The organism is Nocardia niwae NBRC 108934 = DSM 45340 (assembly GCF_001613465.1).
GTDB classification, from domain to species: Bacteria; Actinomycetota; Actinomycetes; order Mycobacteriales; family Mycobacteriaceae; genus Nocardia; species Nocardia niwae.
On record NZ_BDCK01000027.1, the window covers coordinates 223,003 to 243,915 of the forward strand.

Genomic DNA, 20,913 nt, shown 5'->3' on the forward strand with positions numbered 1-20,913 from the left:
CACGGCACTGTGCTCATAACGCGGAGAATAAACCCAGGTCCCGGCGGGGAGTGTCCGTGACATGCGCCGCGGCCCGGTAGACCACCCGGCCGGCCCAGGCTTTCCGCCCCAGTTCGCGGCCGTACGCGGCGGTTCCCGCGTGGATGTGACGGGCAACTCCCGGACGTGGCGTGATCCCGGTCCGCACGTATCCTGTGGGCATGTCTTCGGCCATTCCCTTGAACGTCGGAATCGCCCGCTCGGCAGGCGCCGGAAACGCCGTCGCCGAGGGCGGAAAACGCGTGCTGCTCGCGGAGCCGCGCGGATACTGCGCCGGCGTGGACCGTGCGGTGGAAACCGTCGAGAAGGCGCTGGAGAAGCATGGAGCGCCCATCTATGTGCGCAAGGAGATCGTGCACAACCGGCACGTCGTGGAGACGCTGCGCGAACGCGGCGTGGTCTTCGTCGACGAGACCGACCAGGTCCCCGAGGGCGCGGTCGTGGTGTTCTCGGCGCACGGCGTTGCCCCCACGGTGCACGCGACGGCCGCCGCCCGCAATCTGCACACCATCGACGCCACCTGCCCACTGGTCACCAAGGTGCACCAGGAGGCGAAGCGGTTCGCTCGCGACGACTACGACATCCTGCTGATCGGTCACGAGGGCCACGAGGAGGTCGAGGGCACCGCCGGTGAGGCGCCGGACCACGTCCAGCTGGTCGACGGGCCCGATGCGGTGGACAAGGTCAGCGTGCGCGACGAGTCGAAGGTGATCTGGCTCTCGCAGACCACCCTGAGCGTGGACGAGACGATGGAGACCGTGCAGCGGCTGCGTGAGCGCTTCCCCGGCTTGCAGGACCCGCCGAGTGACGACATCTGCTACGCCACGCAGAACCGCCAGGTGGCGGTCAAGGCGATGGCGCCGGAATGCGACCTGGTGATCGTGGTCGGCTCGCGCAACTCGTCGAACTCGGTGCGCCTGGTGGAAGTGGCGCTCGGCGCGGGCGCCAAGGCGGCGTATCTGGTGGACTTCGCCCGCGAGGTCGACCCGGCCTGGCTCGATGGCGTCGGCACGATCGGCATCACCTCGGGCGCCTCGGTGCCCGACATCCTGGTTCGCGGCGTCTTGGACATGCTGGCCGAGCACGGCTACGGCGACGTCCAGCCGGTCACCACGGCCAACGAGACCCTCGTCTTCTCGCTTCCCCGCGAACTGCGCGACGCCCGTCGCTGACGCCGGGGCCCGTACCGGTGGCGCGGGCTTCGGTTACCTGCTCATCGGCTTCTCTTCGGATCCGATGCCGCGCTGCGGTCGCAACCCAGCCGGTCGCCCGGCCCGCGACGATGCGCGGATGGGTGATCGCCGCACCGGTCGCTTCGTCGTCGGAGCCGAGCGGGCCTGTTGTCGAGCCGGGTGGGTCGCTCGAAGTCGTATCCGCGTCTCAGCGCGCTGATTCCCCCGACCTCTGGGTGCTCCGGTCCTCCGCGCCGTTGGCCAGTCACGCGATATCAGGGGTCCTCGCGCCGGATTGTCTATAGTCGCCGGTCGGTCGGCGCGTTTGTGGCACGGCGCCGGGCCGACGGCGCGGAGGCCGACTTCGCTGAACTGGCGAACGCGCCTACAGATTTTCCGGCCTGCGCCGTTCCGGTCGGCCCGATTCGCGTTCGCGGTACCGCACATTGGGCTGGGGATGCGGCGGGACGTCGCGGCGACGGCCCGCGCCGCCGCGCGGTGGTTCGCCTTCGGGGCGCGGCATGGCCGCCGCCGGGCGGGTGGCGCCGCGGGCGGGAGCGCGTCCTTCCCGTGGACGAGAAGGTGCGACGCGCGGCGGGGTGTCGGCGACCTGCGCGGCGGGTCGGCGACCCGGTCGCGGCGCGGGCTCGTCCGAGTCGGCCGACTCGGGCTCGTCGGGCTCGTCCTTCGGGCGGCGGGCTTTGCGGCGCGCCGAGTCGGTGACCCCGCGGGACGAACGGCCCGGCCTGCTCTTCTTCGCCGGCGACTTGCCCCAGCTCTCGCCGCGGCGTGGCGTGCGCGGCTGGTCGGTTTCCTGTTCGCGGCGGTGCAGATAGATTCGGGCGCCACCGATCAGCAGGACGACGATCGTGGCGAGCATCATGGTCGGGAACCGGTTCACCAGCGGGATCGCCAGGTTGAGCAGAATGTCCTTCAGCGACGTCGAGCCGCGGCCGGTGAGCTGCTGATAGGCCAGCGGCACGGCGACGAAGAGCAGCAGTGGCGGCAGCACCATCGTGCTGAACAAGCCGCGGTACCGGACGGCGGCGACGGCCACCACACAGCCGAGGATGTACAGCGCGGCGAACGTGCCGGTCAGCTCGCCACCACCGCCGACGGCATCGATCAGAAATCCCAGGAACGTGCAGGCGACCGCGATCCCGATCGCCGCGCCGACCGGGATCCCCGGCACCGACGGCAGGATCGAGCGTTGCGGCGCGGGCACCCGGGATCGCACACGTTCGGAAGCAGCCACGATATGCACACTAGTTGCCGCCGTTCACGGCGGCGTGGCGGCACGGCCATAGTCCTGGTTACTCGCCCGCGTCGGCGAAGCCCACCGCGCGTGGCCGCGAGTCCACCCGCCCGATCTCGGGCACTTCCTGGTCGGCTATCTCCAGATCGTGCAATTTGCGCGCGGTGACCAGCACCCGTGATTCCACCGACGCCACGGTGTAGTTGAACGCCTCGACGGCCTTGCCGAGTTGCGCGCCCAGCCGGTCCAGATGCTTGCCCGTCATCCCGAGCCGGTGATACAGCTCACGGCCCAGTCGCTGCACGGTGGCCATGTCTCTGGACAGCGCCTCCTGCCGCCAGCCGAAGGCGATGGTGCGCAGCAACGCGATGAGGGTGGTCGGCGTAGCGAGGATCACGTTGCGGCCGAACGCGTACTCGAGCAGCGCCGAGTCGGTGGTCACGGCGGCGTCCAGGAACGGGTCGCCGGGCACGAACAGCACCACGAACTCGGGTGCGGGATCGAAGGCGGCCCAGTATGCCTTGTCGGACAGCTGGTCGACGTGCGCGCGCAGATGTTTGGCGTGCCGGGTGAGCAGCTCGGCGCGCACGTCGGGGTCGTCGGCGCCGCAGGCGTCCAGGTAGGCGGCGAACGGCACCTTCGCGTCCACCACGATGTGCCGTCCGCCCGCCAGCCGCACCACCAGATCCGGCCGGACCGTGCGGTCGTCCGCGCCGGGGCCGGTGCGGCTCACCTGGGTCCGGAAATCGCAATGCCTGGTCATCCCGGCCAGCTCGACCACTCGCTCCAGTTGGATCTCGCCCCACCGGCCCCGGACCTGCGGCGCGCGCAGCGCCGCGACCAGCTGGCCGGTCTGCCCGGTGAGCTGGTGGGAGGTGCGCTGCATGTTCGCGACCTGTTCGCGCAGGCCGGAATACGCGGTGAGCCGCTGCCGCTCGACCTGCTGGATCTGTTCGTTCAACGCGCCGACGGCCGCGCGCAGCGGTTCCACCATCGCGCCGACGGCGTGCGAATGCCTGCGCGCGGCATCTTCGTTCGCCGCGGTGAGCGATTGCCGCAGCAGCCGTTCGTTGTCCGCGGCGGCCGCCAGCCGCGCCTCCGCCGCCGCGGTGCGCTGCCCGGCGCGCGCCGCGTGGCCCAGCCAGCCGAGGCCGCATCCGGCGGCGAACACCAGCGTCAGTGCGACGAGCATCGGTGCGGTCATAGCGCAGATAGTGCCGTACGTCACCGACAAGAACGAGCACCGAGCAACTGCCCGGCATCGCGCCGCACACCGGCTCTGCCAGCGGATCGCCGCGGATTTCGCATACCTGTCCGGCGTCTGGCATCCGGGCTTTCCCCGGTCAGGACGCGTAGAGGTCAACGGTTGTGCGATGTTTCGACAGGTTCGGCCGGCCGGCCCGGAACACGTGCGCCCCCTCGGAGGGACACGCCGGGCCCTGGCTGGGCGAACCCGGCGCAGCGGGCGGGTCGATTGAACTCTGTCGGTGGCTTGCCCTACGGTTTCGCGGCATGCGGATGCTGCACACCTCGGACTGGCACATCGGGCGCACGTTCCACGGGGTCGATCTGCTTGCCGACCAGGCTCGTTCACTGACCGCGATCGCGGAGCTGGTGGCCGAGGAGTCGGTCGATGTGGTGGTGCTACCGGGCGACGTCTACGACCGGTCCATCCCCAGCGCCGACGCGATCGCGGTGTGTAACCGGGGATTCGAGGCTCTCCGTGCCGCGGGCGCCCAGATCGTCGCCACCTCGGGAAATCACGATTCGCCCGCCCGTCTGGGGGCGGGTGCGAGTTTCGCGGCGGCGGGCGGGCTGCACCTGCGCACCACCGTGGCCGACGCCGATCGTCCCGTCCTGCTGGAGGACGCGCACGGTCCGGTCGCGTTCTACGGCATCCCGTACCTGGAACCGGAGATCACCCGCGCCGAACTCGAAGTGCCGCAGGCGCGGTCGCATGCCGAGATCCTGGACGCGGCCATGGCCCGGGTGCGTGCCGACATCGCGCGGCGGCCGGGGGTGCGAACGGTGGTGCTGGCCCACGCCTTCGTGGTCGGCGGGGAAGCCACCGGGTCGGAGCGCTCCATCTCGGTCGGCGGCGTGGAGACGGTTCCGCTGGCCGCCTTCGACGGCATCGACTACGTGGCGCTCGGCCACCTGCATTCGCCGCAGGTGCTCGCCGAGCAGGTCCGCTACTCGGGATCGCCGCTGCCGTATTCGTTCGGCGAGAACGCGCATGGTAAAGCCGTCTGGATCGTCGACCTGGACGCGTCCGGCCTGCGGGAAGTGCGGCGCCGGGACCTGCCGACGGTCCGGGGCCTGAGCAAACTGACCGGCACCCTCGACGAGCTGCTGAGTGGCGCGGAGTACGGCGCGGCCGAAGAACATTACGTGTCCGCCGTGCTCACCGATATCGCCCGCCCCGTCGACGCCATGCGCAAACTGCGCGAGCGGTTTCCCCATGCGGTCCACGTCGAATGGGCACGGCCCGAGGGGAGCCCGGAACTGCGCTACCGTGAGCGGGTGCACGGCCGCCGCGACATCGAAGTAGCCCGCAGCTTCCTCAGCGACGTCCGCGGCGCACCCAGCCCGAGCGAGCTGACCTGGCTGGAGCGGGCGCTCTCGGCCGCGGTCGCGGAGCCGGAGCAGGTGTCAGCGGTCGCCGGGGAACTGACCGCATGAGCGTGCTGCCGAGGCCGGGCGTAGGCGCGGCGGCATGAGGCTGCACAAGCTGGAGATGACCGCTTTCGGTCCGTTCGCGGCCACCACGGTCGTCGATTTCGACGCCCTCGGCGCCGACGGATTGTTCCTCCTGCACGGACAGACCGGCGCGGGCAAGACCACGGTGCTGGACGCCATCGCGTTCGCCCTCTACGGCCGGGTTCCTGGCGCGCGGGGTGAGAGCAAGCGACTGCACTCCGACCACGCCCCCGAGCACACTCCGCCGCAGGTGGTGCTGGAGGCGACCCTCGGCGGGCGGCGGCTGCGCCTGACCCGCAGCCCCGAGTTCCAGCGTCTCAAGCGGGACGGCACGGGCATGCGCACCATCAACCCGAGGGCGACGCTGGCCTGGCTGGACGGCCGCGGCGAAAACCTGTCCCGGATACCGGACATCGGCGAGGAGGTGTTGCGCCTGCTCGGCATGAGCGCCGATCAGTTCTTCCAGGTGGTGCTGCTGCCGCAGGGCGATTTCGCCCGCTTCCTGCGCGCGGACAACGAAGATCGCGAGAAGTTGCTCGAAAAGCTCTTCGACACCAGGCGTTTCGGCACCGCGGAACAGTGGCTGGCCGACAAACGCCGGACCGCCGAAGCGGATCTGGATGCTCGTACCGACGGGATCAAGCGGTTGATCACCCAGGTGGGCATGGCTGCCGGAGTGCCGGATTCGGTCGGCGCCACGGAGTGCGTCGCCTGGTCGCAGGACCTGCTGGCCACCGCTCGCACCGATCTGGCCGTCGCGGGCACGGAACTGGAGCGCTGCCAGCGCGAGACGGCGCGCGTCCGGGACCAGGCCGAACAGCAGCGTCGCCTGCACGAACTGCGTCGGCGCATGAGCGCGGCGCGCGCGCAGCTGGACGACTACGCCGCGGGCGCCGAGCGGCGGGCCGCACTGCAAGCCGAGCTCGACCTCGCCCGCCGGGCCGAGCCGGTCGCCGCCGCCATCGACGAAGCGCGTGCGGCGGTGCAGAACCGGCGTCGGCGTGACAGCGAAAAGCTCACGGCGGCAGAGCGTCTCGCGTCGCGGCTGCGTGAGCCTGCGAGCGTCGAACTCGGCGGCGCCGAGCTGGTGACTTCCGCCGGTGCGCAGGTGCGCGACGACGCCGACCTGGACGCGGCGATTCAGCGCTGGAGCGCGCAGATCGGCGCGCTGGACGAAGTGCAAGCCGTCGCCGCCAGCGCCACCCGGCTCGGCGGGGAGATCGACGCGTTGCGCACCGAGGACGCGACGCTGGTCCGCCGCGTCACCGCACTCGCCACCCGGCGGGACGAACTGCCCGCGGCCCGCAGCCTGGCCGAGGCCAGGCTGCGCGAGGCTGCCGAAGCGGTCGCGGCCTTGCCGGGCATCACCGCCGAGACCGAACGGCTGCAGGCCGCCGCGACGGCGGCGGTCGAACTGGCCGCACGCCGCACCGCGCTCGACCACGCCCGCGTCGAGTTCGACGCCGCCCGCATCGCGCACCTGGACGCCAGGGAACTCGTCCTCGATCTGCGGGAGCGCAGAGTGAGCGGGATGGCCGCCGAACTGGCAGCCGAGCTGGTCGACGGAAGCCCCTGCGCGGTCTGCGGTTCCGCCGAGCATCCCGCGCCCGCCCGGCCGACGGCCATGGCGGTGTCCAAGGACGAGGAGGAAGCGGCGGTCGCGGCCGAGCGCGCCGCGGAGGACACACGCGACCGCGCGCTGGCCCGCATCGCCGGGCTCGAGCGCGAGATCGAAGCGCTCGTCGCTCGCGGCGGCGACACCGACCGAGTCGAACTCGCCGCCGCTCTGCGCGCCGCGACCGACCGCTACGAGGACACCTCGGAGCTGGCCGCCAACGCCGAGGGACTCGAAACCGAACTCGACCGCTTGCGCGAGGACGAGGCACGCTTGCACGAGGAACTGCGCGCATCCGAAGCCCGCCGCAGCGCGGTCGCCGCCACCATCGTCTCCGGCGAGGCTCGCCTGGCCGAGCTCACCGAACGGCTGCGCACCGCGGCGGGCGCCGACCAGACCGTTGACCGCCGCCGGGCCCGGCTGGCCGCGCTCGTCACGGAGGCGACCGCCCTGCGCGATGCCCGTGCCGAAGCGGTGGCGGCGCGTGAGCAGGTGTCGATGATCGCCGACCGTGTCGAAAGCCTCGCTCGCGCAGCGGGTTTCGTGCCAGAAAATGGTCAGCCGTCCGCTTCCGCCACTTCAGGTGGGACATTCCCGCCCAGCGCGAGTTCGGCCCAGGAATCCGGCGAAGAGCAAGTCACCCCATCCGCGACCTTCGGCGCGGACGAACCGGTGCGCCTCGACACCGAGGCTCGGGTCGCGGGTCGCGACGATGTCGCACTCCTGACCGCCTATGCGAAGGTCGTCACGGCGGCGTCACGCAGCCCGCGGCAGCAGGCCGAGACGGAAGCGGAACTGGTGGCCGCCGACCGTGCCCGCGCCGCGGCGGAAGCGGTGCTGGCGGAGCCTGAAATCCGTGCGGCGGCGGAGCAAGAGCCCGGCGATCCCGTCGAACTCGACGCGCGTGTGGCGGCCGCGCAGGCGGCGCTCAACGCGGCGGTGGCCGCCCACGCGGAGGCGAGCAGGCGGGCAAGCCGGCTCGAGGAGCTCGGTGGCCAGCTCTGGGCCGCTGTGGACCGGATCGCCCCTGCCCAGCAAGCGTTCGAGGAACTGAACGGCCTCGCCGACGTGGTCGCCGGGCGCGGCGTGAACAACCGCCGCATGTCCCTGCACTCCTACGTCCTGGCCGCCCGCCTGGAAGAAGTCGCGCAGGCGGGATCGCTGCGGCTGCGCAGGATGTCCGGCGGCCGCTACGAGTTCGTCCACTCGGACAAGGCCGGTCCGCGCGGTCGCCGCGGCGGGCTCGGCTTGGACATCCGGGACGACTACACCGGAGCCGTCCGCCCGGCCAAGACGCTCTCCGGCGGCGAAACCTTCATGGCCTCACTGTCGTTGGCGCTCGGCCTGGCCGACACCGTCGCCGCCGAGTCCGGGGGCCTGGTGCTGGACACCCTGTTCATCGACGAGGGATTCGGCGGCCTGGACGCCGACACCTTGGACGCCGTGATGGGTGTGCTGGACGAACTCCGTGCCGGCGGCCGAGTAGTCGGCGTGGTCAGCCACGTGGACGAGATGCGCCAGCGCATCCCCAGCCGCCTACACGTCCTGCGCGGCCGCGACGGCTCCCACCTCCAGACGACCATCGCCTGAAGGCGGGATCGCTTCCGCCGGGCTCCGGGCTCACCCCTCGTGGTCGAGCAGCCACCGTTTCACCGGCAACCCCCAGCGAAAGCCCCCGAGCGCGCCGCCGATGCGGAGGATCCGGTGACAAGGCACGAACAGGGCGGCGGCGTTGCGGGCGCAGGCATTGGCCGCGGCACGCGTGGCGTCCGGGCGACCGGCGCGGGCGGCGAACTCGGTGTAGGTCAGCGGGCTACCCGCCGGGACGGCGCGGAGTACTTCCCAGGCGTGCACGAGGAATTCCCCGGATCGCTGGCGAACCGGGATCGGGTCGATCGCGGTGAGATCGCCTTCGTGGTAGGCGGCGACGGCGCCGGTCACCTCGCCCAGCGAATCCCGCTGCCGTAAACCGACGGGGCGCAGCGCGGGGTGGATCAGACCGCGCAGGTTCTCCGCGTCGGACGTCCATCCGGAGGCGAGTACCGCGCCGTCGGCGTCGACGAGCGTGGTGAACGGTCCGAGCGGGGTCTGCGTGACGGCGAAATCCGCGGTGCCGATGGAACGGCCGCCGATCTCGGTGCGGGCGGCGATGCCGGCGTTCATGATTCGTCAGTGCCTTTCGTGGTGGCGAGCGCGGGGACATCGGAGGGTGTGACGCGGCTGGAAAGAGCCGCTTTCCACAAATGCATGGACAGGTACGAGCGCCACGGCGCCCAGCGTGCGGTGTCCGTCAGATCGACGCCGAGCAGGCTCGCGCCGCGACGGACGACCAGGTCGGTGCCGAGCAGGACGTCCGGATCGGCGAGCAGGCGCATCGTCACGTAGTCGGCCGTCCACGGCCCGACACCGTCCAGCGCGAGCAGGTCGCGGCGCAGGTCGGCGGCGGTGCGTCCCTGATGCAGCGGCAGGTCGCCGGATGCGAGTGCCTCGGCGGCCGCGATGATGGACCGGATGCGCCGCGCCGGGCCGGTCAAGACCTCCGCTCCTCGCTCGGCGATCACCTCGGGCGCGGGGAACAGCAGCGGGATCGGCCCGTCCACCCGTTCGCCGAGCGCCTCGACCAGCCGCGCGGTGTGCGTGGCCGCGGCGGACACCGAGATCTGCTGCCCGATCATGGTGCGCAGCAATAGTTCGGGTCCGTCCAAGCATCCGGGCACCCGGATACCCGGTGTGAACGACGGGCCCGCGTCGAGCGGAGGCAGCTCGGTCGAGGTCTCGCTGCCGGGCGGCGAGCCCGCCCCGGCATCCGGAAGGTACTCGGCGGCCTGCTCCGGCAGTCGTGTGCCGACCGGACCGCGCGCCGCGGGCCCGGCGCCGAGCGCTTCATCGATCCCGACCGGATCGGCATCCAGATCCAGCAGGTGCCGCAGCCTGGTCACGGTCGGCGCGAGATCGCGCATGTCGTGCAGGGACAGTTCCGCCCGCACGTGGTCGCGCTGGAAGCTCAGCCGGGCGGTGGCGTGCCCGTGCGGCGTGCGCAGATTCCTGGTGTAGGCGCGGTTGTCCCAGGACTCCATGCCAGGCACGGCGTGCGCGGACAGGAACCACTCCAGCCAGCCCCGGTCGAGCGGCTCCCGATAGGGCAGCCGCAGCGTGAGCGAGCCGCTCCCGGCCGGCGCCGGGCGGGCGGGAGCGGCGGTTCTCGCGCGCTGCGCCTCCAGCCGCATCGTGGTGGGGCTGACCGCGAACACCTCGCGCACCGTGTCGTTGAACTGGCGGATGGAGGCGAAACCCGCCGCGAACGCGATATCGGACATGGGCATCGCGGTGGTCTGGATCAGCAGCCGCGCGGTGTGCGCCCGGTGTGCCCGGGCCAGCGCGAGCGGCCCCGCACCGAGTTCGGTGGTCAGCACCCGGGTGAGCTGCCGCTGGGAGTAGCCGAGCGTGGCGGCCAGCCCGGGTACCCCGGCCCGCTCGACGACGCCGTCACCGATCAACCGCATCGCCCGCGCGGCCAGATCCGCCCTCGTGTTCCACAGCGGCGAACCGGGCGCTGCGTCCGGCAGGCAGCGGCGGCAGGCGCGATAGCCCGCTTGCTGCGCCGCGGCGGCGGTCGGCAGGAACGTCACGTTGGCCCGCTTCGGCGTGATCGCCGGACACGAAGGGCGGCAATAGATTCCGGTGGTGCGCACCGCGGTGAAGAATTGCCCGTCGAATCGGGAGTCCCGGGTCGACACCGCCCGGTAGCAACGTTCGAAATCCAATGCCGTGATCGTCACGCTCACCACAATGGCAGCTGCGGCGAACCCGTGCTAGCGGAAATCAGCCACCCTCGCCGGTGGTCGCCGCCACCTCCCGCAGCGGTCATGACATCGCACAGCTGTCGCCTGGTCGGCAGTTGTGGCCGCTACCAAAACGGTGTGCGGCGGCGCGGGCCGAATTTTCTCTCGCTCAGCAGCACCGGTTGGTCGGATTGCGATCCGCCTCGGCATGCCGCTGCCGCCAGTACTCCCGTTCGGTCGGCACGGCGCAGCCAGGATGCCTGCGCCGCAGGTGCTCGACGTAGCGCTGGTAATCCCGGCCGCCGAGGATCGAGTCGAACCACCAGACACCCGCCCGGACGCCGTCGCCACAGGCGCGGGCCGCGGCGCGCAGCCGGGCGCCGACCGGTCGCGCGGGCCGGTCGGCGTCCTGGGCCGGGAAGTCGCTCATTGCGCGTGGACGTGTGCCGCGCCGGAAGCGCGCACCTTTCCGTTCGCGATCAACTCGTCCCACTGCTTCTGCACTTCCTTCTCCGCCGCGGTGGCGAGGAATCCGCTGGGCGCGAAGATCTTCGACGGCTGCTCCGGCGTCTCGGTGGTCGTCGCCGCGCCGGAGCGCCAGGCCCGGTAGGCCACCACCGCGCCGACCACCGCCACGATCAGCACCAGCACCGCGAACACGATCGACAGCGTGCCCTGGATGAAGGTGTTGCGCACGATCGCGGTCATGTCGTCCTGGGTCTTCGCCGTCAGGCACAGCTTCCCGGCGTCCTGCGCGGCTTGGCAGATGCTGTGCTGCTTCCAGTAGCCGAGCTTCGGATCGGCGGAGAAGATCTTCTGCCACGACGCGGTCATGGTCACCAGCAGGTCCCAGACCAGCGGAATCCCCGGCACCCAGGCCCATTTCGCGAGCCCCTTCTTCACCACGATCACCAGCACAACGGTCAGCGCGATGGCCGCGAGCAACTGGTTGGCGATACCGAACAGCGGGAACAGCGTGTTGATGCCGCCCAGCGGGTCGGTGACGCCCATCAGCAGGATCGAGCCCCACGCCGCGACCACGACGGCCGAGCACAGCCACGCGCCCACCCGCCAGGACGGATCACGGAACTTCTTCGCCCCGCCGCCGAAGTTGCCCAGCGCGTCCGACAGCATGAACCGCGCCACGCGGGTGCCCGCGTCGATCGTGGTGAGGATGAACAACGCCTCGAACATGATCGCGAAGTGGTACCAGAACGACTTCATGCTCGCGCCGCCGAGGAACTGGTGGAACACCTCGGAGATGCCGACCGCCAGCGTCGGCGCGCCGCCGGTGCGGGAGATGATCGACGATTCGCCGACATCGCTCGCCGCCTGGCTCAACTCCGCCGGAGTCACCGCGGGCCCGCTGAGCCCGAGGCTGTTGGTGTAGGCCGCGGCCTTCTCCGCGGTGCCGCCGGTGAGACCGACCGGCGCGTTCATCGCGAAGTACAGGTGCTGGTCGATGATCGAGGCGGTGATGATGGCCATGACCGCGACGAACGACTCCATCAGCATGCCGCCGTAGCCGATCATCCGCGCGTGCGATTCCTTCTCCAGCAGCTTCGGCGTGGTGCCGGAGGAGACCAGCGCGTGGAAACCGCTCAGCGCGCCGCAGGCGATGGTGATGAACAGGAACGGGAACAGCGAGCCCGCGAAGGCCGGTCCGGTGCCGCTGGCGGCGAACGAGGAGACCGCGGGTGCGTGCAGCACCGGCAGCGTGACCAGGATGCCGACCGCGAGCAGCGCGATGGTGCCGACCTTCATGAAAGTCGACAGGTAGTCGCGCGGCGCCAGCAGCAGCCACACCGGAAGCACCGAGGCGACGAAGCCGTAGGCGATCAGCAGCCAGGAGATGGTCACCGGCGACAGCGTGAACCAGTCTGCGCCCCAGTCGGTTTCCGACACCCAGCCGCCGCCCACGATGGCCAGCAGCAGTAGCGCGAATCCGATCACGGAGACCTCGCCGACCTTGCCCGGCCGCAGGAACCGCAGGTACACACCCATGAACAGCGCGATCGGGATGGTCATGCCGATCGAGAAAACGCCCCACGGGCTGTGCGCGAGCGCGTTGACGACCACCAGCGCGAGCACCGCGAGCAGGATCATCATGATCACCAGGACGCCGACGATGGCCGACCAGCCGCCGATCACGCCGAGCTCGTCGCGGGCCATCTGCCCGAGGCTGCGCCCGCGGCGCTTCATCGAGACCCACAGCACCAGGTAGTCCTGCACAGCGCCGGCCAGCGCCACGCCGACCACGATCCAGATGGTCCCCGGCAGGTAACCCATCTGCGCGGCCAGCACCGGTCCGACCAGTGGACCGGCGCCCGCGATGGCGGCGAAATGGTGCCCGTAGAGCACCCGCCGGTCCATCGGCATGTAGTCCTTGCCGTTCTCCAGGATTTCGGCGGGCGTGGCCAGGTCGTCGCGCGGTTTGACGATCTTGCGTTCGATGAACCTGGCGTAGAACCGATACGCGATGACGTAGGTGCACACCGCTGCGATCACGATCCACACCGCGTTGACGGATTCGCCGCGCGAGATGGCGAGCACCGTCCACGCTATGGCTCCGAGGACCGCGATTCCGGCGAAGATCAGTTTCTTGGCCGGTGTGATCGGGGACTTGTCGACCACGCCGACGGGCGGCAGATCGGGATCGGTCCGCAGATATTCGATTGTCGCCATCTGCCTTCTCTCCTGTAAAACGCGCAGGATCTTGCTGAAACACGTGACAACGTATCCGATCGATGAGCGCCGTCGTGCCGATTCCGGACGCCGGGCGGGCACCGTGAAATATTGTTCATGTGTCGGCCGTCACCATGTGATTGCCGAACGTATGCTGCCATGCGGTTCGAGGAGCTCCACATCCGCCCTGGAGGAGGGCTGTGTTGCGTGCGAATCCCGTCGCCCGGGTCCGTCGCCGGACGCTGCTCGGGTCGGCGCTGGCCGCGCCACTGCTGGCGAGCGGCGGCTGCGGCTCCGGTGACGACGCGTTGACCTTCTTCTTCCAGGCCAGGCCGGAAGAGGCCCGGGTCCGGCTGAAGATCATCGACGAATTCCGGAAGTTGCACCCGGACATCCGGGTTCGCGCCATCATGTCGGGGCCGGACCCGTTGCAGCAGATGCTCACCTACTGCGCGGGCGGCAAATGCCCGGACGTGCTGATGGCGTGGGAGCTGCTGTATTCCGGGCTGGCCGAGCGCGGTGTGCTGCTCGATCTGAAGACGCTGCTCGCCCGCGATCCGCAGTACGCCGCCGCGCTCGAAGCCGACAGCTACCCGGCGCTCTACGACACCTTCGCGTACGCGGGTGGGCAGTACGCTCTGCCCGAGCAGTGGTCCGGAGTGTTCCTGTACTACAACCGGGAGCTGTTCGACGAGGCCGGGATCGTCCCGCCCACGCGCTGGCGTGACGCCTGGTCGTTCGACGAGTTCCTGTCCGCTGCCGAAGCGTTGACCAGGCACGACTCCTCCAGCCGGACCCGGTGGGGCTTCGCCGACGCGTGGGTGCCGTACTTCTCGGCGGCCTGCTTCGGCATGAACAACGGCGCCGAGTGGTTCTCGCCCTCGGTGAACCCGACCAGGACCAATCTCGGCGATCCGCGGTTCGCCGAAGGATTCCAGTTCTACGCCGACCTCGCCGTACGTCATCGGGTGGCGCCGAAAGCCGCCGACACGCTCTCGGTTTCGGCGCCCGACCTGTTCCGGCGGGGCCGGGCGGCGATGGCTTTGGGCGGGCACTGGCTGTATTCCGAGTTCGCCGGGCACGACGACCTCCCGATCGACGTCACGGTGCTGCCGGTCGGCCCGCACGGCGGTCCCGGAGCCATCACTGATGTGGGCAGCACCGGGCTGGCCATCGCCGCGGGCAGCCCGCGCGTCGAGCAGGCCTGGGAGTTCGTGAAATTCGCGACCGGGCCGGTGGGGCAGGCGATCATCGCCGCGTCCGGGCTGTTCGTGCCGGTGCTCGAGTCGGCGATGCGGTCACCGGGGTTCGCCGCCGCACACCGTGAGATCCGCAATCTCGAGGTGTTCACCGACGGCCCGGCCAGCTCCCGGCCGCTACCGGTGACGCCCGCCTGGGGCAAGGTGTCCGCCCTGCTCGAACGCGGCTCCAACCGGGTGCTGCGCGGCGCCGCCACCGCCGCGTCCCTGGACGGGCGGTTCGCCGCCGACGTCGACGCGCTGCTGGACGCGCCATGACCGGAGCACAGCGGTCGCAAACCCCGGGCAAAGACCGGCGCGGCGTCGCGTCCCGGTTGGCGCGGCGGCGGGAACGCGCCGGCTGGGCATTCGTCGCGCCCAACGTGGCGGCCGTCGCGATTTTCTTGTTGTTTCCGTTGATATTCTCGCTCTATCTCAGTTTTCATTCGTGGGACTTGTTCGGCCCCATGCGTTTTGTCGGTGTGGACAACTATCGGAGGTTGTTCTCGTCCGATCCGTTGTTTCTCATCGCGGTGCGCAACACGGCCGTTTTCACCGTGTCGACCTTGGTGCCCACGGTGGTGATCGGACTCGCCGTCGCCGCCGCGCTGAATCGAAAGTTGGCCGGTATCGGCCTGTTTCGTACGATCGCGTTTCTGCCGCTGGTCGCCTCGGCGGTCGCCATGGCCGTGGTGTGGCGGTTCCTGTTCACCGACGACGGGTTGCTCAACGTCGCGCTCGGCCTGCTCGGTATCGACCCGGTGCCTTGGCTGACCCATCCGGACTGGGCGCTGGTCTCGCTCAGCATCGTCACCGTGTGGAAGAGCGTGCCGTTCGCGACGGTCATTCTGCTCGCCGCCATGCAGGGGGTGCCGGAGACGCTCTACGAGGCGGCGAAGATCGATGGAGCCGGCGCGCTGCGGCGGTTCTCCGCGATCACCCTGCCGCTGATCCGGGGGCCGCTGTCGTTCGTCTTCATCATCACGATCATCAATTCGGTGCAGGCGTTCGATCAGGCCTACGCGCTGACCGGCGGCAACGGGGGACCGGAGACGGGTACGTATCTGCTGGGGATCATGCTGTTCCAGAACGCGTTCGGTTTCTACGAGGTCGGCTACGCTTCCGCGCTCGCCTGGGTGATCTTCGCGATGTTGTTCCTGCTGACTCTGGTGCAACTGCGGATGGCCCGGCGCTCGGAGGTGGAACAGTGAACACCTATGAAGTGGTGCGGCGCGCCCTGCCGGTACGGCACGACCGCGTGATCGTCGCGTTCGGCCGGGTCGATCGGGCCATCGTGCGGCGGGTCGCGCGCGGGACCGCGATATACGCGGTGCTGGTCGGCATCGCCTGGTGCGCGCTGCTGCCGATCCTGTGGGCGGTGTCGGGCTCGCTGAAGCGGGACGGTGAGATCGCCGACGCGGCCTTGCTTCCACAGCGGCCGCAGTGGTCGAACTACGGCAAGGTCTTCGAACTGCTGCCGATGGGGCGGATGCTGCTCAACACCACGATCTACGCGCTGTGCGTGACGGCGGGACAGGTCTTCTTCTGCTCACTGGCCGGTTACGCGTTCGCGCGCTTGCGTTTTCGCGGGCGCGACATGCTGTTCCTCGCCTATCTCGCGACACTGATGGTGCCGCTGACCGTGACGGTGATTCCGCAGTTCCTGCTGATGCGGGCATTCGGCTGGGTGGACACCCCGTGGGCGATGATCGTGCCCGGCCTGTTCGGCAGCGCGTTCGGCACGTATCTGATGCGGCAGTTCTTCCGCACACTGCCCGAGGAACTCGAGGAGGCCGCCATCCTCGACGGCTGCTCCACCTGGCAGGTCTACTGGCGGGTCCTGCTGCCACACACCCGTCCGGCCCTGATGGTGCTCGCCGTGCTCACCTGGATCACCGTGTGGAACGACTTCCTCTGGCCCCTGGTCATGATCCAGCGCGAGGACGTCGCCACCGCGACCCTGGGTCTGGTCCGGCTGCAAGGGCAATACCACACCCAGTGGCCGATCCTCATGGCCGCTGCGGTCGTCATCCTGGTTCCGCTGCTGCTCATCTACGCGATCGCCCAGCGCGCGTTCATCCGCGGCATCGCGATGTCAGGGCTCGGCGGGCGCTGAGCGCATGCGCTCGAGTCGGCGGCTCCGTGCGCCGCGCCGCACTCTTGTGACGGTCGGCGAACGTCGCTGACCGGCTGAGTTCATGTTCGCCGGGGCCGGGGCACTGTCGAACTTCCCTCGCCGCATCGGTGCGGTGCCGCGGCCGGGCGAAAGTCGTCGCCGGGCCGCGGCACCGCGTTGTGGGGACGGGATCACCTTCGGGCCGATCAGGCGCCCCAGTAAGTGCCGAAGCTCCACAGATTGCCTTCCGGATCGCGGACCGTGAAGCCGCGCGAGCCGTAGTCCTCGTCCCGCAGGCCGCGAACCACTTCGGCGCCCGCGGCGGTCGCGCGCGCGAACAGGGCGTCGGGCTCTTCGCAGACCAGGTAGACCGAGTCGGTGCCGGTCGGCCGGGTGCTGAACGGGCTGTCGTCCTTGCCTGCCGAGCCGAACATGACGCCGCCGCCCAGCGGCCAGCGCAGTTCCGCGTGCTCGATGATCGACGGATCGTCCTCGCGTGCGTAGAGCGCGGCCTCCCGGAAGCCGAACGCCTCGACCAGGAATGTGGCCATGGCGTGGGCATCGCGGAAGGTGAGCGTGGGCCAGACGGCGGTGCGGGTGCTGGTTTCTGTCGGATTCGTCATGGATGAATCGTCATCCGGCGGCCACGTCGGGGGCTTGGACGGATGGAACCTCCTCGGCCAGCCACGCGGTCGGGCTCGTTCCGGCGAGATCGGCGAAGTCGCGATCCAGATGCGCCTGGTCGTAATACCCGCAGGTGGCGGCCACCTGGGCGATGGTGACGTAGGAGGGCGTGTGCGCGAGCATGCGGCGTGCCCGTTCGAAACGGGTGATCCGGGCGGCGAGTTTCGGGTTGAGACCGAACTCGCGAGTGAACCGGCGCGTCAGATGCTGCCTGCTCCAGCCGATCTGCTCGGCCAGTGGGCCGATCGCGATGCCGCCGCCGGAACCGACCACGCTGCGCCAGGCCCAGCTGAGTTCCGGACCGACCCAGCGATCCGGATCGGCGAGCGCCGAAAGCACCTGGTCGCAGGTGGCGAATCGGTCCGGCCAGGCCGGGGCGTATTGCAACCGTTCCCACAACTCGAGGCCGACGGGCCCGACGACATCGGAGAATTCGACGGACGTATCCCACAGCGCCGCCGCGGGCATGCCGAACAAGGTGCGGCAACCCAGCGGCGTGAGCGCCACGGCGACGCCCTCCTGGTGACCGTCGTGCGCGATCAACGCCGTGCTCGCCTGCAAGCCGCTCAGCACGCACCGGTAGTTCTGCGGCGACTGGCGCGGATCGGTCTGCTCGACGACGTCGATCGTGGGACCGATCGCGACGATGAACGTCATGTGCCGCGACGGCAACCCGCGATGAATCGCCGCCGCGAATCCGGACATGCGATATCCGACGTAGCGGTCGATGAACGCGGCGAGCACGGGCGCTGGACGCGCTGTCACCACCTCCGTGGTCGGCTCCATGTGCGCCACGCTACGCCGGGGGACCGACAGTGTCCTCGGTCGATCAATTCGCGACGTCAACGTGTTGGATCACCGATTCGTCCGCGGCCGTGTCGAGCAGCAGGTGGCCGATTCGTCGCGGGTGACGCGCATGCCGAACAGCACATTAGCCGCATCGCTTCCGGCGCGGACGTGACCACGGCGGCGGCCATGCTCGACGGCACCTGCTTCCACCAGGCATTTCTGCGGTACTACCACTCGGGTGCGGATGCCGCACCGGCCCCGGACGAACTCGCGTGCGCCCTGGCGCGGACTCTGGCTCGCGGTCTCGGCGCGTGCGAGGAGTCTCACTGACGCGGATCAGTCGCGGATGCTCACAGCGGCAGGATCGGCCGGGTTCGGCTGCCCTGCGCGCATCGGTGCCGGATCGGTCCCCGGTCGACGCACGGTGTCGAGTCTTTCCGGAGCGACGTGCCCGATCACCAGGTGCCGAATCGAGGGAGACGCACCGCGACGTCGGGGTACTGGACCGACCGGCTCGAAGTCGCGCTGGCTCAGGTCTTTGTGTGCGTCAGCTCATGGCGCTCGACATGATGCCTACCGGCTACTCCGGGTCGGAGGCGGCATCCGCCCCAATCACCGGCGTGACTTCGAGGGGTGCCCGTCGAGGTCGATCCGAGCTCTCCGCCGCTTCCGGCCGCCGGTGAGATGTACCACTACAGTGTGTAGTTGACTGTCGTCACCGGCGGCTATGCGGTTACCGTTGCGCCTCCTGACGATTTCTGGAGGTGTGATGCGGCGGGTGCAGTACGAGCGCAGCGGTGGTCCCGAGGTGCTCGAGCTCGTCTCGGTCGAGGTCCCGACGCCAGGGCCGGGTGAGCTGCTGGTCCGCGTCGAGGCGGTCGGGGTGACCCTGCCGGTGGTGCGGAAGGTGCGTGAACAGCGCGAACCGATCGCGCTGGGTGGCGAGGTGGCCGGCGAGGTGGTCGCGGTAGGGGAGGGCGTCGAGCGTTACGCGCCCGGCTACCGGGTGACCGGCCTCGTATTCGGACACGGGTACGCCGACTACGCCCTGCTGTCGGCGGCCATGGCGTCGCCCATCCCCGATGGAGCTTCGGCGGTCGACGCCGTCGCGCTGGTGCGCAGCGGCTTGGTGGCGCTCGGCGCGCTCAGTGCCGCGGCTCCGCGGGACGGTGAGTCCGCCCTGATCACCGCCGCCGCGAGCGGTGTCGGCCACCTCGCGGTGCAGTTGGCGCGGGTGCGCGGCGCCGCCCGAGTGGTCGGCGCGGTGTCGGATCTCGCCAAGGCGGAGTTCGTGCAGAAACTCGGCGCCGACGACGTGGTCGAGTACGGCCAGGAATCCTGGGGCGCTCCCGCCGACTATGTGCTCGACGCGGTCGGCGGCGACCTTCTCTCTCCCGCGCTCGCGGCGTTGGCCCCCGGCGGCCGCCTGGTCGCCTACAGCTCCGGTGGCGGCACCATCCAGGCATACGACCTGCTCGTCGGGGCGAAGTCCGTCATCGGCTTCCAAATGGCCCGCATCGCGCAAACCCAGCCCGACGTGTACGAACACTGGCGCCAAGAGCTCTGGCAATACTTCGCCTCCGGCCAACTACACCCCGCGGTACACGCCGAACTCCCCCTCACCGAAGCCGCCGCCGCCCACACCCTCATCGAAACCCGCGCCAATCTCGGCAAAGTCATCCTCATCCCCTGACGGATCCCGCGCGTGGCACATGGCTGCGGCAAACGTCGAGAAGACCTCTCCACCATGTGCCACTCGCGGGACGCGTAGACTCTGTTCCTCGTGAGTCTCACCCTCGGAATTGTCGGGCTGCCGAACGTCGGGAAGTCGACGCTGTTCAACGCGTTGACCAAGAACGACGTGCTTGCGGCGAACTACCCGTTCGCGACCATCGAGCCGAACGTCGGCGTGGTGCCGCTGCCGGATCCGAGGCTGAACAAGCTGGCGGAGATCTTCTCCTCCGAGCGGATCGTGCCGGCCACCGTCTCGTTCGTCGACATCGCGGGCATCGTGAAAGGCGCTTCCGAGGGCGCGGGCCTGGGCAACAAGTTCCTCGCCAACATCCGCGAGGCCGACGCCATCTGCCAGGTCGTGCGAGTGTTCGCCGACGACGACGTGGTGCACGTCGACGGCCGCGTCGACCCCAGCGCCGACATCGAGGTGATCGAGACCGAGCTCATCCTCGCCGACCTGCAGACCTTGGAGAAGGCGGTCGTGCGTTTGGAGAAGGAAGCCAAGGTCAAGAAGGACCGCAAGCCGGTCGCCGACGCGGCCAAGACCGCGCAGGAGATCCTCAACGGCGGCACCACCCTGTTCGCCGCGGCCGACAAGGTGGACACCGAGCTGCTGAAAGAACTCTCGCTGCTCACCACCAAGCCGTTCCTCTACGTCTTCAATGCCGACGAATCGGTGCTCACCGACGAGGCGAAGGTCGCCGAGCTGAAAGCTTCCGTCGCCCCGGCCGATTCCGTCTTCCTCGACGCCAAGGTGGAAGCCGAACTCCTCGAACTCGACGAGGAATCCGCCGCCGAACTCCTCGAATCCATCGGCCAGACCGAGCCCGGCCTGCACGCCCTCGCCCGAGCCGGCTTCCACACCCTCGGCCTGCAGACCTACCTCACCGCGGGCCCGAAGGAGGCCCGCGCCTGGACCATCCACCAGGGCGACACCGCCCCCAAGGCCGCCGGCGTCATCCACACCGACTTCGAACGCGGCTTCATCAAGGCCGAAGTCGTCGCCTACAACGACCTCGTCGAAGCAGGCTCCATGGCCGCCGCCAAGGCCGCAGGCAAGGTCCGCATGGAAGGCAAGGACTACGTCATGACCGACGGCGACGT

At 69.9% G+C, this 20,913-nt stretch carries 17 protein-coding genes; 9 read left to right on the forward strand and 8 right to left on the reverse strand.

Annotated elements, in window-relative coordinates:
- Positions 1–200: 200 nt before the first annotated feature.
- Positions 201–1,211 carry a 4-hydroxy-3-methylbut-2-enyl diphosphate reductase gene (locus NNI01S_RS19885; protein WP_063021589.1) on the forward strand — a complete coding sequence of 337 codons (1,011 nt, stop codon included), beginning with the start codon at positions 201–203 and terminating at the stop codon, positions 1,209–1,211.
- Positions 1,212–1,596: 385 nt separating this feature from the next.
- Here NNI01S_RS19885 and NNI01S_RS19890 read toward each other — a convergent pair whose 3' ends face one another.
- The gene (locus NNI01S_RS19890; protein ID WP_218019224.1) at positions 1,597–2,466 is read right to left on the reverse strand and encodes a Yip1 family protein; all 870 of its coding nucleotides are present in this window, start codon (positions 2,464–2,466) and stop codon (positions 1,597–1,599) included.
- A gap of 58 nt (positions 2,467–2,524) precedes the next feature.
- A complete protein-coding gene (locus tag NNI01S_RS19895) occupies positions 2,525–3,670 on the reverse strand; it encodes a DNA recombination protein RmuC (RefSeq protein ID WP_063021591.1) in 1,146 nt (381 codons plus the stop codon).
- Positions 3,671–3,978: 308 nt separating this feature from the next.
- On the opposite strand from NNI01S_RS19895, the gene NNI01S_RS19900 reads away from it, so the two are divergent.
- A complete protein-coding gene (locus NNI01S_RS19900) occupies positions 3,979–5,148 on the forward strand; it encodes an exonuclease SbcCD subunit D (protein ID WP_063021592.1) in 1,170 nt (389 codons plus the stop codon).
- Between the two features lie 34 nt (positions 5,149–5,182).
- Positions 5,183–8,371 carry an AAA family ATPase gene (locus tag NNI01S_RS19905; RefSeq protein WP_063021593.1) on the forward strand — a complete coding sequence of 1,063 codons (3,189 nt, stop codon included), beginning with the start codon at positions 5,183–5,185 and terminating at the stop codon, positions 8,369–8,371.
- A gap of 30 nt (positions 8,372–8,401) precedes the next feature.
- Here the strand turns inward: NNI01S_RS19905 and NNI01S_RS19910 are convergent, their stop codons facing one another.
- From NNI01S_RS19910 to NNI01S_RS19925, 4 genes are all read right to left on the reverse strand, one after another.
- A complete protein-coding gene (locus NNI01S_RS19910) occupies positions 8,402–8,944 on the reverse strand; it encodes a methylated-DNA--[protein]-cysteine S-methyltransferase (protein ID WP_084489029.1) in 543 nt (180 codons plus the stop codon).
- Positions 8,941–10,569: a DNA-3-methyladenine glycosylase 2 family protein gene (locus tag NNI01S_RS19915; protein ID WP_157114868.1), complete on the reverse strand. Its 1,629-nt coding sequence runs from the start codon at positions 10,567–10,569 to the stop codon at positions 8,941–8,943. The genes NNI01S_RS19910 and NNI01S_RS19915 overlap by 4 nt, the downstream gene beginning before the upstream one ends.
- Positions 10,570–10,732: 163 nt before the next feature.
- The gene (locus NNI01S_RS19920; RefSeq protein ID WP_063021636.1) at positions 10,733–10,936 is read right to left on the reverse strand and encodes a YbdD/YjiX family protein; all 204 of its coding nucleotides are present in this window, start codon (positions 10,934–10,936) and stop codon (positions 10,733–10,735) included.
- 53 nt (positions 10,937–10,989) lie between these two features.
- Positions 10,990–13,248: a carbon starvation CstA family protein gene (locus NNI01S_RS19925; RefSeq protein WP_063021594.1), complete on the reverse strand. Its 2,259-nt coding sequence runs from the start codon at positions 13,246–13,248 to the stop codon at positions 10,990–10,992.
- Between the two features lie 203 nt (positions 13,249–13,451).
- On the opposite strand from NNI01S_RS19925, the gene NNI01S_RS19930 reads away from it, so the two are divergent.
- The 3 genes from NNI01S_RS19930 (at position 13,452) to NNI01S_RS19940 (ending at position 16,602) form a co-directional block, all read left to right on the forward strand.
- Positions 13,452–14,765, forward strand: a complete 1,314-nt coding sequence (locus NNI01S_RS19930; protein ID WP_063021637.1) for an ABC transporter substrate-binding protein — start codon at positions 13,452–13,454, stop codon at positions 14,763–14,765.
- A gap of 56 nt (positions 14,766–14,821) precedes the next feature.
- Entirely contained in the window at positions 14,822–15,697 is an 876-nt protein-coding gene (locus NNI01S_RS19935) for a carbohydrate ABC transporter permease (RefSeq protein WP_063021638.1), read from the forward strand.
- A gap of 80 nt (positions 15,698–15,777) precedes the next feature.
- Positions 15,778–16,602 carry a carbohydrate ABC transporter permease gene (locus tag NNI01S_RS19940; protein ID WP_245676285.1) on the forward strand — a complete coding sequence of 275 codons (825 nt, stop codon included), beginning with the start codon at positions 15,778–15,780 and terminating at the stop codon, positions 16,600–16,602.
- Between the two features lie 206 nt (positions 16,603–16,808).
- Here NNI01S_RS19940 and NNI01S_RS19945 read toward each other — a convergent pair whose 3' ends face one another.
- Both NNI01S_RS19945 and NNI01S_RS19950 read right to left on the reverse strand, forming a co-directional pair.
- The gene (locus NNI01S_RS19945; RefSeq protein ID WP_063021595.1) at positions 16,809–17,225 is read right to left on the reverse strand and encodes a VOC family protein; all 417 of its coding nucleotides are present in this window, start codon (positions 17,223–17,225) and stop codon (positions 16,809–16,811) included.
- A gap of 10 nt (positions 17,226–17,235) precedes the next feature.
- The gene (locus tag NNI01S_RS19950; protein WP_063021640.1) at positions 17,236–18,072 is read right to left on the reverse strand and encodes an AraC family transcriptional regulator; all 837 of its coding nucleotides are present in this window, start codon (positions 18,070–18,072) and stop codon (positions 17,236–17,238) included.
- 171 nt (positions 18,073–18,243) lie between these two features.
- On the opposite strand from NNI01S_RS19950, the gene NNI01S_RS34630 reads away from it, so the two are divergent.
- The 3 genes from NNI01S_RS34630 to ychF form a co-directional block, all read left to right on the forward strand.
- Positions 18,244–18,405 carry a hypothetical protein gene (locus tag NNI01S_RS34630; protein WP_157114869.1) on the forward strand — a complete coding sequence of 54 codons (162 nt, stop codon included), beginning with the start codon at positions 18,244–18,246 and terminating at the stop codon, positions 18,403–18,405.
- Positions 18,406–18,844: 439 nt separating this feature from the next.
- Positions 18,845–19,768 carry a quinone oxidoreductase family protein gene (locus NNI01S_RS19955; RefSeq protein WP_063021596.1) on the forward strand — a complete coding sequence of 308 codons (924 nt, stop codon included), beginning with the start codon at positions 18,845–18,847 and terminating at the stop codon, positions 19,766–19,768.
- A 90-nt stretch (positions 19,769–19,858) separates the two neighbouring features.
- A partial coding sequence (gene ychF / locus NNI01S_RS19960) for a redox-regulated ATPase YchF (RefSeq protein ID WP_063021597.1) occupies positions 19,859–20,913 on the forward strand: 1,055 nt, incomplete at its 3' end.

Coding starts and splice junctions, on each gene's coding strand:
- NNI01S_RS19885 (WP_063021589.1), top strand. CDS start 201: ATGTCTTCGGCCATTCCCTTGAACGTCGGAATCGCCCGCTCGGCAGGC.
- NNI01S_RS19895 (WP_063021591.1), bottom strand. CDS start 3,670: ATGACCGCACCGATGCTCGTCGCACTGACGCTGGTGTTCGCCGCCGGA.
- NNI01S_RS19900 (WP_063021592.1), top strand. CDS start 3,979: ATGCGGATGCTGCACACCTCGGACTGGCACATCGGGCGCACGTTCCAC.
- NNI01S_RS19905 (WP_063021593.1), top strand. CDS start 5,183: ATGAGGCTGCACAAGCTGGAGATGACCGCTTTCGGTCCGTTCGCGGCC.
- NNI01S_RS19910 (WP_084489029.1), bottom strand. CDS start 8,944: ATGAACGCCGGCATCGCCGCCCGCACCGAGATCGGCGGCCGTTCCATC.
- NNI01S_RS19925 (WP_063021594.1), bottom strand. CDS start 13,248: ATGGCGACAATCGAATATCTGCGGACCGATCCCGATCTGCCGCCCGTC.
- NNI01S_RS19945 (WP_063021595.1), bottom strand. CDS start 17,225: ATGACGAATCCGACAGAAACCAGCACCCGCACCGCCGTCTGGCCCACG.
- NNI01S_RS19950 (WP_063021640.1), bottom strand. CDS start 18,072: ATGGAGCCGACCACGGAGGTGGTGACAGCGCGTCCAGCGCCCGTGCTC.
- NNI01S_RS19955 (WP_063021596.1), top strand. CDS start 18,845: ATGCGGCGGGTGCAGTACGAGCGCAGCGGTGGTCCCGAGGTGCTCGAG.